Genomic DNA, 15,800 nt, shown 5'->3' with positions numbered 1-15,800 from the left:
AGTCGCTATAGGTTATTTTTTAGATAAATTGTCTTTTCAATTATTTCCTTAATAACTGTATCGAGTGACGTACCATCATTGTTAATCTTTTCATGTTGTGGCACAGACTTAAACGCTTCAAGTATCTCATCAACTTTACTCTCACCCCATTCAATTAGTGCTTTAGGGCGTTCTTGGAGTCTTGAAATAATGGTTTCTTTTGATACATCAAGGTGAATATGACAGACTGGTATATTTTCTTCACGTAACTTTCCAAGAATTTCAGAAACAGCTTCTGTTTTGTAAATCGTCATGGGCACAATGATGTCCCCCTCGTATTCTTGATAAATTTTTTTAAGTAGATAAACATTCCACTGGCGCCATTCCGGATAATACTGAAAATCACTTTTTTGCATACTAATAGGCAAATTTGAACGAAAAAGATCACCAATATTTTCTGGATCATACAAAAAAGAAGGCTGAATCTGTTTAACTAATTCAGTCGCCACTGTTGTTTTACCTGCGCCAAATGCCCCGTTTATCCATATAATCATAAGAATTAATCTCCATTCAATTTGTTTTGTTAAATATACCATGGTAGACGGATCAAGTACAAATAATGAATAAAACTAAACTTGTTAATCTATCTATGTATGATTAGGGGATAAGTCAATCAGTTAGTTTGAACAAAAAAGGTATGATAAATGATTGTTTTGCACATAGTATTTTGTTACTGGAAGGATTATAATTTGGAAAACGCTATCACGAAGAGGTTTGTGATTTTTGAAAGAGGGATAAGGCAATGAACGAGTTTAAAATCGCGGCAACGGGTGTCTCAATGAACTATATGCCACAGTATTTAGCGCAAGAATGTGGTTTTTTTAAAGAGGAGGGTGTAGATGTAACAAGTTACACTCCAACTCCTTGGGTAGATGGATTAGATGATATTAACAAAGCAGAGGCTGATGTTCTTTTAGGTGGTATTTGGGTTCCTATTATGTATCACAACCATATAAAAAATTATGTCTCTGTCGCAAAGATTGCATCAAAATGCCCATTGTTTATCGTATCGAGAGAAAAAGTTGACTCTTTTTCATGGACGGCTATGGAAAATAAACGCGTATTAGTATCTGGTGGTGATGGTGCGAGTCATTATGTCGCAGCATTAGGAAGTGCTAAAAAAGGTAGGGCGAATGTAGAAACCATTCGTTTTGTGCATGATTTTTCCACCTCTATGTTATGTGAGTTATTTGAAGGGGGATTTGGTGATTTTATCGTCTTACAACCTGATGTTGCACACTCAATGATTGCAAGAGGTAAAGGATATTTCTATAAAAACTTGACGGAAAAAGATGAAAAAATTCCTTGGAGTGTTTACTACACATTACCTGAAACGATTGCAAAAGACCAAGATAAATTCAATCGATTTGTTGCGGGATTGCAAAAGGGAACGACCTATTTATTGGAAAATGGTGGGGAAGTATGTCGTCCGATTATTGAAAGGTTTTGGCCACATATGTCTGTTGATGAAGGGGTTAACACGATTGATACATTTATCAAACAAGGCATGTGGACCCCTAGCATTAAAATTGAAGAACGTGAATTAGAAACATGGCAAGCCGATTTAGTGTTAGGAGATTTAATTGATGAACCCATTTCTTATAACCAGTTGGTTGATAACAAACCTTTTGAAGCAATAAAAAAACAAGGAGGTATGTAGATATTATGAAAATAATGGTAGCTAATCCAAATAGTAACAAAGAATTAACAGATGTATTGATGGAATCAGCACGACGAGATATCAGAGATTCATCTGTTGAACTCATTCCATTTACCAATCCTTTAGGGTCAAAACATATTGATTCAGTTTTTGGAGATTATCAATCAGTATGGTCATTTGTTCGCGAAATATTAAAAGAAATTGATGAGGTTAAACCAGATGCTGTCGTGTTGGCAGGATTTGGGAATTTTGGCATGTTTGCACTAAAAGAAGCGTTGTCTATTCCAGTTATTCCAATAGCTGAGGCGTCACAAATGATTGCCCCAATGCTTGGGCATCGTTACTCTGTTTTGACAGTATTCAATCAAAATATCCCTTATCAAGAAGATTTAACTCGTTTGTTTGGGATAGAGTCTCGTTTAGCTTCTGTCCGTGGAATTGAAATGAATACAGATATTATTGAAACAACAGACACGACGAAAGCGTCTCTTGAATATACCGTTGATAAATTAATTCATGAAGATGGTGCAGAAGTTGTCGTATTAGGCGGGGCGAGATTTGCACCGTATGCTCAAATGTTGAGTGACAAATTTAATATACTAGTAATTGATCCGGTCGCTGTATCTGTTAAATTAGCCATTTTATTTGTTGAAAGTGGATTATCTCAAAGTAAGATAAGAAAATTCAATCAACCGCCACAACCATTAGTTAATTATTTTGTTGGTAAAGAAGGGGAGTAACGAAAAGATGTTAGAAAAAATAAAAAATTCAAGCCTATCTATGCGTATTGTCGTTGGATCGATTATTGGGATATTCATTGGTTTTGCTTTTGGTGAGAGCACGGCCGATATCCAGTTTTTAGGTGATATTTTCTTACGTTCAGTGAAGATGTGCGTGCCACTTCTTATTTTTTGTTCAATAGTAGAAGCAAGTGCCTCGTTGCCTTTGCAAGAATTAAAATCAGTTGGCTTTAAAACATTAGGTGTATTTTTCGTGAGTACATCACTATCAGCTGTTTTATCAGTTATTGTCGCAAAATTTTTCCCACCAGTATTAAATATTACTGTTCCTGGAAAAGGTGCTTATGAAGGTGCAGCAGTAAGTGAGAGTATTCAAGAAACACTGGTAAATTTTATCCCAGATAATGCAGTTGCAGCTCTAGCAAATGGTACGATTGTTCAAATTATTATATTTGCCGCATTGTTTGGAATTTCAGTTAATATATTGAAAGAGAATAACCCAGCAGTTAATAGTGTGTATGAATTTACATTAGGATTAAGAAAAGTTATTATGCAAATCGTGACCATCGTTATGATTTATGCTCCAATTGGTATTTCGGCTATGATTGCAGGGGTTATTGGAACGAGTGGTGTTAGTGCTCTTACTTCACTAGGGCAGATACTATTATTAGTGAGTATTGTAGATATTATCTTTTTTGCAGTATACACATTATATATGTCAGTGAGGTATAAATTAAATATTGTCCAATTATTAAAAAATAGTTCAAGCATTATATTAATGGCATTTACGACAACATCCTCAGCAGTCACTTTGCCAGTTGCTTTGAATGAAGTACCAAATAAAATGGGCGTTAAGGAAAGAATTTCTGATTTTGTGCTGCCACTTGGAAATGCTTTGAATACAAATGGTGCCCCAATTTCCAATATTTTATCAGCAGTTGCCTGTGCATCTATTTTTGATATAGAATTTACTACATCAAAATTAATTTTACTAGGTGTATTTGCCATCGTCGCATCATTTGGTAATCCAGGTGTTCCTGGCGGTGGGATTGTCTCAATGGCCATTGTGTTCCAAATGATTGGAATACCAGTTGAGGGAGTAGCAGTTTTTGCGGGATTAGATTATTTTTACTCATTAACACGCGCTCCATTAAATGTGATGGGGAATGTGTATTCATCCATTATTGTTAGCAATAAATTAGATGAATTTGATAAGAATGTTTTTAATGATTAAAGTTGTAAGAAGTTTTTCATAAAAGGAGATATAAAAACGAATAACAAAAAAGTACTTACTATAATAACAGTGTCAATAGTAACTCCATTTTTTAGGTAATCTATCTTTCTATAATAAGATATCGCATCATTGATTTAAATATTTTTTTAAATAAGTCTATTTGTAGTAGACGAGTATCAGTCATTTGTGATCACTCTCCTTGTTTTCTTTGGTTCGAAATATAACTTGAGTGTATTACAAATGATTTTTTAGTTGTCTAGCTAATTTTATAATCGGCTTAGTAACACTATTCTTGTAATTGAATAATGGTTTGTACAGGGTGATGATCAGTGTATTTGAAGTTGTAGTCAAAACTATTCGTTCGTTTAACTTTGATATTATCTGAAACGATAAAGCCATCAATCACATAGACTTGAGAGGATTCATAATTACCAGTAAAAGCATGGTTTAATACTCTGACTGATGGATGGGTATCATCATATGAAAAAGAGAAATGGTTAGGGATATCAGTTGAACTAATACTCCCAGGTTTCCATCCATTCTGTCCTGTGTTTGGAAAGGGATTACTTCCATCAAAGACTTGATTAAAATCTCCCCCGGCAATGACATAATTACCTTTGTTATATTCTGTTTCAAGTATTTTTTTTAGTAATTTACTTTGTTCGATCTTCCCTTGTCCGTCATCATAGGCATCCAAATGTAAATTAAAAACAACTAATTCTTTTTTGCTATCCTTGATAGGAAATCTTGTTTCAAGCAATGCACGTTTTAAATTAGCTAGCCTGATTGGCCATGGAAAAGGATTTGGTAATGCAATACGTTTGGCTTCATTCATATTTAAGTTAGTCATAGTCGCTATACCACTTTCTACTTTGCCAATTGGAGGTAAAGGAAAGGGAACATAGGGAACATTGAAATTGTAAGCAAAAACACTAGGCACATGAAGTGATGTTGATAATATACTTTTTTGATTTATATAATATGAGCGTTTTGAATTAATATCGACTTCTTGTAAAAGATAGATATCAGAAGAATGCTCTTTTAACATGTTTATAATACCAGTTAAGTTTTGTTTTATAAACTCACTGGATTTTGGTTGAACTGTTTCTCCACCATCCATAAAAAAATCTTCGGAGCTAGATAAGCCCCCATAACCAATATTTAGTGTTAACAATGAAATATCATGGTGTTTCATCAACTCTTCTTTTCCATTCGTGACGGTTAAATTTTCCGTTTTTTTTGGTTTGTATTCATTTACAGTGAGATAACCAATAAATAACAATATAATGATTAACGAACTCACCATAACTCCAACTATTATTTTTAATATCTTTTTCATATTCTCTCCTTTATGTCAGTAAAATGACTAAGATTTATTATAAAACAAATCAGAGCACTTAAAAATAAGATGTTGTCATTTTTAAGATTAAAGTCATTGGAAGATCACATTTTTTTCGATGTAAGTCTCTATACTGAACATAATTCATTAGAAGGAGGTATCATTATGTTAAATATACCCTATTGGTTAACAGCTTTATCGTGGGTTAGTATCATACTTGCAAGTCTCTGTTTTATTTATATTGTATGTGATATCATCAAACATCCACAACAAATGAAAATAATGACTCTTGTTTGGCCGTTAACAGCTTTATTTGGTTCAATTATATGGGTTATAGCTTACAAAAAGTGGGGTGAAAATAACTCATCACATGAGATGGTAATGGATGGTTCAATGACTATGGAAAAATCAATGAACCCAAAACCTATGGCTGTGTCTGTTTTTATTGGAACATGTCATTGTGGAGCTGGATGTAGTTTAGCTGACTTAATGATAGAATGGCTTTTATATTTTTTTCCAACACTCTATATTTTTGGTGGCTATCCTATTATTTTCTCTCAGAAATTATTCTCGGGATTTGTTTTAGCCTTTATTCTTGCACTTTGTATCGGTATTATGTTTCAATATTTTGCCATTGTTCCTATGAAACATTTATCTAGAAAAGAGGGGATTGTAGCAGCTATAAAAGCTGATACATTATCTTTATCTTGTTGGCAAATTGGAATGTATATTACGGTATCATTATGTCAATTAGTTGTGTTTCCTCATTATTTTGGAGGAGCGATTCCCCCAACAAGTCCAGTTTTTTGGTTTATGATGCAGATTGCTATGTTAGTAGGTTTTTGTACAGCATATCCAATGAATTGGTTTCTTATAAAAACTGGTGTAAAAGAGCGAATGTAAGGTCATTGTTATTGGTATGGTATACAGTGAAGATAAAAATGTGCCAATGGTATAATAAAGTTATCAGAAAAAAGGAGGAGTTGTAATGACTTTATTGGCATTATTTCAAACTGTTTTAAGATTAGGGTTGTCGATTGTCATGGGAGGGACAATTGGCTATGAGCGAGAACAAAAAAATCGGCCAGCAGGAATGAAGACGCATATATTGGTATGTCTAGGTGCGACAATTATTGCATTAGTTCAGCAAGAAATAGCTCAAGAAGCAATTCGTTTAGTAAGATCAAATCCTGATATTGCTCACATTGTCAAATTTGATCAGTCGAGATTAATTTCACAAGTAGTAAGTGGTATAGGTTTTCTAGGTGCAGGAACGATCATTGTGACACGACAACGTATCACGGGATTGACGACAGCAGCTTCACTATGGTCATGTGCTGCAATTGGTATAGGATTAGGAATGGGCTTTTATTTGGTTACGATACTAGGATTTCTTTCAATTATGTTTTCCCTTTCTTTGGTTAAAAGGATTATCACAGTGTCCAAAGTTAACAATTTAGAAATTCAATATGTGCATCGAAAGGAAACGAAAGATTTTATAAATCATTATTTTGATGCTCATCATATTGAAATAGATGATGTGACGTTTGAAGTACAAATTATAGATGGTGAAAAGTATTATAAAAATGTGTATACAATTGATTTACCAAAGTCGCTAACGTATGCAGATGTTATCGAGGAGTTATCAATGTATACAAATGTACGAGAAATAAGATTGGTGGCTATTAGTGACTGAATAATGATGCGTATGTTATTTTTTTAGAGTGTAAGTATAATTTCTTGCGAATTTAGTTACAAAAGAATAGTATGATAATAAACATAGAAGTTAAGAGAGGAAGAGGATTATGTCAAATGAACGAAATGGTTTTGATTGGTTTTCATTTTTACTAGGGATTTTATTTATTTTTGCTTCACTTACGTCTTTTCAAGACCCAACAGGAAATTTAGTGGCTATTGTGGTTGTGTTTGGAATGTTTGCTATTATAAAGGGGATTTTTGAATTATTTTTAAGAAAAAAAGTCAGAGAGTTTACGGGAATATCTTCCACAATGCCAATTATTATTGGAGTGTTTGATGTAATTGTTGGAATTTTTTTATTGTTTAATATCTCAGCAGGTGTCATTGCGTTACCTTTTGTTTTTGCTATTTGGTTTTTATTAGATTCTTTTGTTGGTTTGTTTAGCTCAGGGGCCTTAAAAAAGAGTAGTACAGGTTATTATTGGTTTTCTATTGTTATTAATATTTTAGGTGTGATTGTTGGGTTTATGTTATTAGTGAATCCGGTATCGTCCGCTTTAACCTTAAGCTTTTTAGTAGGATTTTACTTTATGATGTTTGGTATTACAGAAATCACATATGCTTTTCGTTAGAAGATTAGATTACTATGTTATAATATAAACAAATTAATCATAGAAAAAGCAAAGGTGAGATAAAATGGAAAAAATTGTCATTCATTGTACCACAGAAATTGTTCATGGTGGATGTAATGTTTGTCCAACAACTGCAACACCGACTTATGATGTAGAGATAGCTGGAAAAACAACCGCCATTCCTAATCTTGATGTTGTTTCCTTGTTACGTCCAATTTTAAGAGAGCATGGTTACAAAGAGCGTCAGGAATATGATGTAGCTGGGGATTACGATGTATTTGAAAACACATTGAATATCGTAAATATTTTTGAATCTTATCAAGGATTACGTTTTGAAAATGGTCAATTAATTAAGCACGTAAAACCAAGTTATACAACTGACACGGAATTATTTAAAGTAGTCAATGAATTGTTAACAGAGCTATTTAAACTTGAAAAAATAGATTTTATTACTGATATACCTGAAAATTAAAACGACCTGTTTTTCTTTATTCACATGATGTGAGTAAAGAAAACAGGTCTTTTATATAGTAATAATATATAATCACCTCTATTTATAAAGATTTTGGAGATTGATTGGCTATTTTTATGAAAGCGTGTTATATTTGAGTAGAATTAAATACTAGAAACATTTGGGGTGCGTAAAGCTGAGATTATACCCATGGAATCTGCTCCAGTTAGTACTGGCGAAGAGAAATGTATCATTTATGATGAAAACATTGAACCTAGGTCTATTTACGCCCATCCAATTTATTTGGACGGGCTTTTTTATTGGAAAAGTGTCAATTTTTATCAAGATGAATCATCAAAAGCAACTCTCCTTTGTTTCTTATCATAGAGAAAAAGGAGGTTTTTTATATTTAAAATTAACACTTATTTAGTATATTTCGAGGGACATAAAGGTAAATAGAATTAGGGAGATGGGTAAAATGAAGGAAAAGTGGACGTTACGTCAGGTTGTTTTGTTAGCATTATTAGCCTTTTTATTTGGTGGTGTATTTATGGGAGCAGGGTTTTTATATGCTGGATTATCAGCTATATTAACGCCCCTTGGGTTAAGTCCTTTTGCTAATGAAATATTATTTGGTTTATGGACAATGGCTGCACCAATGGCAGGGGTATTAATTCCTAGAAAAGGAAGTTCAATTTTAGGAGAAATGTTGGCTGCATTAGCAGAGATGTTGTATGGAACATATTTTGGACCAGGTGTTCTTATTTCAGGTTTTTTCCAAGGGTTAGGGACAGAACTAGGGTTTATGGTAACACGATATAAACGCTACGACATCGTGCCATTATTCTACGGGGCAATTGGTACAACAGTCTTAAGTTTTGTGTATGAATTTTTTAAATTTGGTTATGGAACGTATTCAATTGGGATGATTTTATCACTTCTTGCTGTGCGGTTTTTATCGGTGACGTTCTTTGGCGTTGTTGTGGTGTCAATGGTCATGAGGCTTTATAACCGTTCACAAGAGCTTTCGGTAGTAAACGAATGAGAGGGATTGGATTAAGTGAGTTGACGATTAAACGTGGCGATAAAGAGGTGTTACGTCAGGTTGACTTTGTTTTTTCTCCTCATGAATTTATTTTGCTATCTGGTGCCAGTGGTAGTGGTAAATCAACATTATTAAAAGCCATTGCTGGATTCGCTGATGTGCCATATTCGGGAACAATCGCCGTTGATGGAAAGAGTCTAACACAAGCGAATATGTCTGATAAAGCTAGACAGATAGGCATGATGTTTCAAAATCCAGGGCAACAATTTACGATGAAAACGTTACGTCGTGAAATCATTTTTGTGTTAGAAAATTTGCAAACAAAACCTAGTGATATTACGGAACAAATGCAAGAAGCCGTACTATTAGCAGATACGACAGAATTATTAGATAGGCAGCTATCTACTTTGTCAGGTGGGGAAAAACAACGTGCGGCATTAACCGTTCTTTTAGCGATGAGAAGTCCATTTTTATTACTAGATGAGCCGTTTGCCAGCATTGATCCTAAAACAAGAAAATTACTAATTCAACAGTTACATCAATTAAAAAATCAAGGTAAAACGATTATTATTTGCGACCATGATTTTAATGATTATGCTGATGCGGTTGATACATGGGTGACACTAGATAATCAAGTATTACAAAACGTTCCAGTAGCTCTTTTAAAGCAAGAGCAGACAAATGTACTATTGACTGATCATAGAGCGCCTATGGATGCCATTTTAAGATTAGAGGATGTCAGATACAAGCAAAATAAACGCGAGCTACTGAGTCAAGATTCTTTTCATTTTTTTAAAGGAATCACGACACTGACAGGAGATAATGGAACAGGAAAATCAACGTTGTTTCGTTCGATAGCACAATGTCATCGTTATAAAGGCAAGATGTTTTTATACGATAAAAAGCTTAAAAAAAACCGTACGCTATACCAGACATTGTCCTTAGTTACTCAAGAAGCAGAAAAACAATTTGTGACACTCACACCAGCTGAAGAATTTACTTATAGTGAGTATCAGTGGGAGGACGCTAAACGTCAAAGACAAGAAGCAATTGAGTTTTTAGGATTGGCACCACTACTTAATCGAAGCGTATTTCATCTAAGTGAAGGACAGAAGAAAAGTATTCAATTATTGATGATGTTGAGTTTAGATGTGCCGTTTTTATTATTAGACGAGCCATTTTCAGGTTTAGATGAACGTGCTGCCAACTATTTTGCTAATTGGTTTAAAAGACAAGCAAACAGACAAGATATGATGATTATTTCGCATCGGTTGGCACCGCTTGATGGGGTTAGTCAGCATCATGTGCATTTAGATAAGAAACAATTATGGCAACAAGATTATTCGGTAGAGGAGGAGATAAAGGATGTCAGTGACGAAAAGTTCTGCTTTAGTGCTAAGCGGACTACTACTACTTTTGACTATTGAATTATCATTTACCTCATCTGTGACGTTAAACTGGTTTGTTATGTTAGTCAGTGCTTTGTATCTTCTTAGTATGAAAAAATGGTTTGGGTTGTTTGGTTTAGTTTTTTTTCCATTAATTCCAGCGTTAGGAACGTATTGGTCAGTTTATCTATATGGAAATAATCCTGATTATGGTCTTGTTCTAGTGAGTCGAACCTTTGCTTTTGCTGCGATTGGCATGGTGTTTGCGTTTGGGGTCGACTTAGAAGAATTACTATTAATTTTAGAGCAAAAAAAATTACCAGCGCCATTTGTTTATGGCATTTTAGTTGTGTTACATGCGATGCCTGTGATTCAACGAGAGATTGTGGCACTAAGAGAAGCCAGTTTATTTCGTGGAAAAAAATTATATTTTTATTCGCCATTGATGTATTTAAAAGTTATTTTTGTCGCCAACCATTGGCGGGATAGTTACACAGAAGCCATGTTTTCAAGAGGATTTGATGAAGAAGGCGAAAGGACGCATTATACACAATATAAAGTGTGTCCTAAAAGTTTAGTTATATTAGGTATATTAACGGTTATATCACAATTTATATTAATCATTACTTAGGAGGAAGAAAGATGTTTACAAAAATTGCACGAGAGAAATCAGCACCTTATTGGGAAGGAAGTTTTACTCATTCATTTGTTGCAGGACTTCAAGAAGGAACGTTATCTGATGAAGCGTTTCGCTATTATTTGATTCAAGATGGGTACTACTTAGACCATTTTAGCAAACTTCACCGTTTGATAGCAGAACAAGTAGAAGATGAAGAAGTAAAAGAGATGTTACTAACAGGAGCAGATCACTTAAAAGAAGGTGAGATGAGTATTAGAGAGGATTTCTTTACTGAGTTAGGCATTACAGATGAAGAAGTTGCTAGCACTGACATTGCTCCGACTGCTTATCATTATGTGTCACATATGTATCGCCAATTAATTGATGGGACGCCAAATAGTGCAGTCGCAGGGTTACTACCATGTGCGTGGTTGTATCAAGAAATTGGGACTGAATTAATAAAGACAGGTTCTCCTCATCAGTTGTATCAACGATGGATTGAAACATACTCTGGTGAAGAATCAAAAGAAGAAGTCGCTCATAAATGTGCTTTACTGAATCGACTGTATGAAGAAAGCGATAAGGAAGAACAAGAAAAAATGATTGAGGCCTTTTATGTGAGTGCTCAAATGGAATACCTATTTTGGGAAATGGCATACACACATCAAAAATGGCCGGAAGGAGAAAAAGATGCCGTCTCAAACTACTAATTTAAAAAAACTACTGATTTTATCTCTAATGGTTGCGATGGATGTGGTATTATCACCACTCTTTCGCATCGAGGGAATGGCACCAATGTCTAGTGTAATGAATGTGATTGGTGTGATGATAATGGGACCTTTTTACGGCACGATTATGGCACTTGTCTGTGGCGTATTACGAATGATGCTTCTAGGTATTCCACCACTAGCCTTAACAGGTGCTGTTTTTGGTGCATTACTTGCTGGAATATTTTACAAACTTTATCCAACAATTTACAGTGCGATGTTTGGTGAGTTTCTAGGAACAGGAATTATTGGATCATTATTATCCTATCCTGTGATGGCTTGGTTTACAGGAAGTCGTAATGGTATGTACTGGTTTTTCTATACACCAAGATTTATTGGTGGCGCGGTGATTGGTTCGCTTGTGGCTTTTATCGTGATGAAAAAATTAGCGAATGTTCCAACGTTTCAACGAATTCAAGCGATGTTTTTTTATGTGAAAGTAGGTGACGAGCAACATGTTACAAGTTAATCAATTTCAAACACCCTTTCCTCTAACACCTTCTCCTTTAGTGCATTGTATTACGAACTCAGTGACATGTGAAACGGTCGCAAATAGTGTGTTATACATTGGAGGAAAGCCAATTATGACAGAAGATACGCGAGATTTTTCAGATTTATATGAACAGGTAGGTGGTGTGTTAATCAATATTGGCCATTTATCAGAAGAAAAAGAAACCGCTATAGTACTAGCTATGGAAGAGGCTCATAAACGTAACGTCCCTATCGTTGTAGACAATGTCGGCGTCTCTAGTTCAAGAATACGAAAAGAAGTAGCCCATAGGTTATTGTCTCTTGAACCAACTGTTGTCAAAGGCAATGTGTCAGAAATGCGAACGTTGTGCAATTTAGCCAGTCATGGAAAAGGTGTTGATGCAGCAGAAGAAGACCAAGATTTGTTAGCGATGAAAGAATTAGAAGAAGGACTATTAGCACTAGCTAAAATCCATCCAAATACGTGTTTTCTAGCGACAGGACCAAGTGATTTAGTTGTGTATCAATCACAAATTGTACTACTACAAAATGGCATTGAAGCGCTGGATCAATTCACAGGAACGGGGGACGTCGTTGGGGCATTAATTGCAACACTTTTAGGTAGTGGGGTGGATGTATTGCCAAGTGTTTTACAGGCAGTAAGCTATTTTAATTTGTGTGGTGAAGAAGCATTAGAAATAGTTCAAAATGACGCGAAAATTGCGAGTATCCGTGAAGAAACATTGAATCAATTATCATTATTAAAACAAAATGAGTCATGGCAAAACGGGATAAAAGGAGATTGGTTATGATTGATGAGGCATTAACATTGTATTTAGTGACAAATTCAGATGGGTTATCTGATGACGTCTTTTTTACAAGAGTAGAGGAAGCATGTAAAAATGGTGTGACACTTGTCCAATTAAGAGAAAAAAAAGCTAGCACACGAGAATTTTATCAAAAAGCATTAGCAATTAAAGGTATCACGGATAAATATGGCATACCTCTTATTATCAATGACCGAGTCGATGTGTGTTTGGCAGTTGATGCAGCAGGCGTGCACATTGGGGATGATGAGTTGCCGGTGGACATGACACGTCGTTTGATTGGTCCTGATAAATCGTTAGGTGTCTCAGCTAAAACCGTTGAGCGAGCACTTGAAGCCAAAGAACAAGGAGCAGACCATTTAGGTGTCGGGGCCATGTTTCCAACAACGACGAAAGAAAATGCTCCAACAACGGATATCTCAGTTTTGCAAGATATCATTCACGCAGCACAATTACCAGTTGTCGCGATTGGCGGGATTAAAGAAGAGAATATGGCGGCATTACGTGATACAGATATTTCAGGTGTTGCGATTGTGAGTGAGATTATGCAAGCAAACGATATTACCAAAAAAACACAAGTATTAAAGCAACAAATTGTCGATATAAAGGAGAAAAATCATCATGACCGTTAACCAAACCCCACAAGTAGTAACCATTGCCGGGAGTGATTCAGGTGGTGGAGCAGGAATTCAAGCAGACTTAAAAACGTTTCAAGCACGAGATGTTTTTGGGATGAGCATTGTCGTTGCCTTGACTGCACAAAACACATTAGGTGTACAAAGTAGTTTGCCGATACCATGTGACTTTGTTGCAGAACAATTTGATTCTCTCGCAGCTGACTTTCATATTCGAGCATGTAAAACAGGGATGCTTGCCGATAAAGAACATGTTCAAATTGTTGTTCAAAAACTAAAAGAAGTGGATTTTGGCCCACTGATTGTAGATCCTGTGATGATTGCTAAAGGAGGGCATTCGCTATTACAAAAAGAAGCGGTAGATTGCATTAAAGAAGAGTTACTCCCACTAGCTTCGGTGTTAACCCCAAATATTCCAGAAGCAGAAGAATTAATTCAGCAAGAGATAAAAACAAGCGAAGATATGATTCAAGCAGCACACGTTTTACAAGAAATGGGTGTTAAAAATGTGATAATAAAAGGAGGTCATTCAACCGATATTTTGGCAAAAGACTTTGTCTTACTAGAAAATGGCGAGACATTTTTGATGAGTTCAAAACGCATTGAAACGATTAAAACACATGGGACGGGTGATACATTTTCATCATGCATAGCTGCTGAAATAGCAAAAGGTAAGTCGGTTAAAGAAGCGATACAAATTGCGAAAAGTTTTATTCAAGGTGCGATAGAACAAGAGATATTTGTTGGGCATGGACATGGTCCAACGAATCATTGGGCTAATCCAGTTCAAGATATTATCATTGATTAACAGACTTTAAAATGGATGTTTATTATTGCCGAACTATCAAATGAATGTTACAATAATGTTACAAAGGAGTAACAACGTTGTAATGTTTTGTTGTTAAGGAGGTAATTGACATGAAAAAGTTAATTTGGAGTAGTATTTTAATAAGTACGTTAATGGTTGGTAATATTAGTCAAGCAGCTGATTCATCAACAGCAACAAAAGAAAGTGAGTCAATTAGTCAAGTGACGACTAATTCGACTGAAACGACAACAGAGTCGACAAGTGAAGCAATTCCAGATGGTCTTGCTATCACAAAATCAGATATTTCGTTATTAATCAGCGATATGGTAAATGAAGGCAAATTATCACAGTTTCAATACGAAGATTTCCAAGCACGTATAGAGAAAGCAACAACAATAGAAGAAGTAACTTTAGTTTATTCTGACGCGCTTGATTTAGCAAAATTAAATAAAGACTTATATCAAAGTAGTTTTGATGAAAAAGTTTATAATACAAAATATCAATTAGGCTTATTAGTTAAAGCATGCAAACTGACACAAAAACAAGCAGATCAATTCATTGAAAAAATTGATAAAAGTACAACAATCGAAGAGTTAGATAATTTGTGGGCAGAAATTGAAGCTACAGTGAATAAATCAACAGATACAACAAGCAGTACTAACTCAAGTTCAAGCAGTGTTAAACAGACACAAGAAGTTAAAATAACACCCAAATCTGACACAAAAAATAGCTCATCCAATTTACCAAAAACAGGTGAAAAACAATCGAATGTTGGATTACAGTTAATAGCTGTAGTGTCATTACTTATGACTGTTATATTGATAAAACGAAAATCATAAAAACTAAAATAAAAAGAGAGTCGCAACCAGTTCATTTTAGTTCTGACTCTCTTTTATACCTATTCTGAAAATGTCACAGATAGTGTGGCTTCTGGATCGATACTGGTTAATAATCTTTGATAATAATCTGTTGCTTGATCTTTTAACCATTCTTTATTCATATCAATGTATTTAACTAATGTATCATCACTCATCGCGTTGTTTGATAACTCGTGAGTGTCGATGTCTTCAGTAATGAAACTGAGAATGTCATTCTTACTGTTGACTACTTCAAAACTTGGGTTACTAATCCCCACCACGATAAATTCTGGAATGGCGATGTTGTATGTGTTTTGTAAACCGGGTGCTTTTTGTATCGTCACGTCATTGCCATCAAGTCCTAATTTTGCTTCAAAAGTTCCTTTGACATATGTTGTTTTTTCACTAAAAGGAACGTCCATTCCTAAAAATGTTTTCACCTGACTTTTATCGTAAATATCTGTCACGCTCAGTCCTAGTATCGCCACTTGACTGCGTTTAGTCATGGCATTGACAACTTGTATTTCAGATGTTTTCGATTTGGTATGCCAAATCGAACCATTACCTGACATTAATCCAATAACCCACGT

The 15,800-nt window shown here is 34.9% G+C and carries 19 protein-coding genes and 1 riboswitch; of the genes, 16 read left to right on the top strand and 3 right to left on the bottom strand.

Going from position 1 to position 15,800, the window contains the following annotated elements; all coding sequences use genetic code 11:
- Window positions 1–5 precede the first annotated feature (5 nt).
- Window positions 6–533, bottom strand: a complete 528-nt coding sequence (locus tag DW196_RS05380) for an AAA family ATPase (RefSeq protein WP_158563526.1) — start codon at window positions 531–533, stop codon at window positions 6–8.
- A 248-nt stretch (window positions 534–781) separates the two neighbouring features.
- Between DW196_RS05380 and DW196_RS05375 the strand changes: the two genes are divergently transcribed.
- Genes DW196_RS05375 through DW196_RS05365 form a run of 3 tightly spaced genes read left to right on the top strand, consistent with a single transcriptional unit; the run spans window position 782 to window position 3,673 of the window.
- The gene (locus DW196_RS05375) at window positions 782–1,699 is read left to right on the top strand and encodes an ABC transporter substrate-binding protein (RefSeq protein WP_118250522.1); all 918 of its coding nucleotides are present in this window, start codon (window positions 782–784) and stop codon (window positions 1,697–1,699) included.
- A 5-nt stretch (window positions 1,700–1,704) separates the two neighbouring features.
- Window positions 1,705–2,439 carry an aspartate/glutamate racemase family protein gene (locus DW196_RS05370; protein WP_118250521.1) on the top strand — a complete coding sequence of 245 codons (735 nt, stop codon included), beginning with the start codon at window positions 1,705–1,707 and terminating at the stop codon, window positions 2,437–2,439.
- 7 nt (window positions 2,440–2,446) lie between these two features.
- A complete protein-coding gene (locus DW196_RS05365; protein ID WP_118250520.1) occupies window positions 2,447–3,673 on the top strand; it encodes a dicarboxylate/amino acid:cation symporter in 1,227 nt (408 codons plus the stop codon).
- 286 nt (window positions 3,674–3,959) lie between these two features.
- Here DW196_RS05365 and DW196_RS05360 read toward each other — a convergent pair whose 3' ends face one another.
- Complete coding sequence (locus DW196_RS05360; protein ID WP_071457648.1) at window positions 3,960–5,012, bottom strand: endonuclease/exonuclease/phosphatase family protein; 1,053 nt, start codon at window positions 5,010–5,012, stop codon at window positions 3,960–3,962.
- A gap of 165 nt (window positions 5,013–5,177) precedes the next feature.
- Between DW196_RS05360 and DW196_RS05355 the strand changes: the two genes are divergently transcribed.
- The 13 genes from DW196_RS05355 (at window position 5,178) to DW196_RS05295 (ending at window position 15,192) form a co-directional block, all read left to right on the top strand.
- Window positions 5,178–5,915: a DUF4396 domain-containing protein gene (locus DW196_RS05355; protein ID WP_158563525.1), complete on the top strand. Its 738-nt coding sequence runs from the start codon at window positions 5,178–5,180 to the stop codon at window positions 5,913–5,915.
- 85 nt (window positions 5,916–6,000) lie between these two features.
- Window positions 6,001–6,708, top strand: a complete 708-nt coding sequence (locus tag DW196_RS05350; protein ID WP_118250518.1) for an MgtC/SapB family protein — start codon at window positions 6,001–6,003, stop codon at window positions 6,706–6,708.
- Window positions 6,709–6,817: 109 nt separating this feature from the next.
- Window positions 6,818–7,342, top strand: a complete 525-nt coding sequence (locus tag DW196_RS05345) for an HdeD family acid-resistance protein (RefSeq protein WP_118250517.1) — start codon at window positions 6,818–6,820, stop codon at window positions 7,340–7,342.
- Window positions 7,343–7,406: 64 nt separating this feature from the next.
- Window positions 7,407–7,814, top strand: coding sequence for a DUF4809 family protein (locus DW196_RS05340; protein ID WP_118250516.1), 408 nt, complete (start codon window positions 7,407–7,409; stop codon window positions 7,812–7,814).
- Window positions 7,815–7,965: 151 nt separating this feature from the next.
- A riboswitch (TPP riboswitch) is annotated at window positions 7,966–8,054 on the top strand.
- A gap of 217 nt (window positions 8,055–8,271) precedes the next feature.
- Window positions 8,272–8,838 (top strand): ECF transporter S component, encoded by a 567-nt coding sequence (locus DW196_RS05335; protein WP_118250515.1) that lies wholly within the window; start codon window positions 8,272–8,274, stop codon window positions 8,836–8,838.
- Entirely contained in the window at window positions 8,835–10,265 is a 1,431-nt protein-coding gene (locus DW196_RS05330; RefSeq protein ID WP_118250514.1) for an ATP-binding cassette domain-containing protein, read from the top strand. Before DW196_RS05335 ends, DW196_RS05330 begins: the two co-directional genes overlap by 4 nt.
- Window positions 10,204–10,857 carry an energy-coupling factor transporter transmembrane component T gene (locus DW196_RS05325; RefSeq protein ID WP_118250513.1) on the top strand — a complete coding sequence of 218 codons (654 nt, stop codon included), beginning with the start codon at window positions 10,204–10,206 and terminating at the stop codon, window positions 10,855–10,857. Before DW196_RS05330 ends, DW196_RS05325 begins: the two co-directional genes overlap by 62 nt.
- Window positions 10,858–10,868: 11 nt before the next feature.
- Window positions 10,869–11,555 carry a thiaminase II gene (tenA, locus tag DW196_RS05320; protein ID WP_118250512.1) on the top strand — a complete coding sequence of 229 codons (687 nt, stop codon included), beginning with the start codon at window positions 10,869–10,871 and terminating at the stop codon, window positions 11,553–11,555.
- Entirely contained in the window at window positions 11,536–12,081 is a 546-nt protein-coding gene (thiW, locus tag DW196_RS05315) for an energy coupling factor transporter S component ThiW (RefSeq protein ID WP_118250511.1), read from the top strand. The genes tenA and thiW overlap by 20 nt, the downstream gene beginning before the upstream one ends.
- Window positions 12,068–12,895: a hydroxyethylthiazole kinase gene (locus DW196_RS05310; RefSeq protein WP_118250510.1), complete on the top strand. Its 828-nt coding sequence runs from the start codon at window positions 12,068–12,070 to the stop codon at window positions 12,893–12,895. The genes thiW and DW196_RS05310 overlap by 14 nt, the downstream gene beginning before the upstream one ends.
- Entirely contained in the window at window positions 12,892–13,542 is a 651-nt protein-coding gene (gene thiE / locus DW196_RS05305) for a thiamine phosphate synthase (RefSeq protein ID WP_118250509.1), read from the top strand. Before DW196_RS05310 ends, thiE begins: the two co-directional genes overlap by 4 nt.
- The gene (thiD, locus tag DW196_RS05300; RefSeq protein ID WP_118250508.1) at window positions 13,532–14,353 is read left to right on the top strand and encodes a bifunctional hydroxymethylpyrimidine kinase/phosphomethylpyrimidine kinase; all 822 of its coding nucleotides are present in this window, start codon (window positions 13,532–13,534) and stop codon (window positions 14,351–14,353) included. The genes thiE and thiD overlap by 11 nt, the downstream gene beginning before the upstream one ends.
- A 110-nt stretch (window positions 14,354–14,463) precedes the next feature.
- Entirely contained in the window at window positions 14,464–15,192 is a 729-nt protein-coding gene (locus tag DW196_RS05295) for an LPXTG cell wall anchor domain-containing protein (protein WP_118250507.1), read from the top strand.
- 59 nt (window positions 15,193–15,251) lie between these two features.
- Here DW196_RS05295 and DW196_RS05290 read toward each other — a convergent pair whose 3' ends face one another.
- The gene (locus DW196_RS05290; RefSeq protein WP_118250506.1) at window positions 15,252–15,782 is read right to left on the bottom strand and encodes a hypothetical protein; all 531 of its coding nucleotides are present in this window, start codon (window positions 15,780–15,782) and stop codon (window positions 15,252–15,254) included.
- Window positions 15,783–15,800 lie beyond the last annotated feature (18 nt).

Origin of the sequence: Vagococcus sp. AM17-17 (assembly GCF_003471765.1) — a bacterium.
Taxonomy (GTDB): domain Bacteria; phylum Bacillota; class Bacilli; order Lactobacillales; family Vagococcaceae; genus Vagococcus; species Vagococcus teuberi.
The sequence above is the reverse complement of the archived record's forward strand: the minus strand, read 5'-3'. Positions and strand labels throughout refer to the sequence as shown.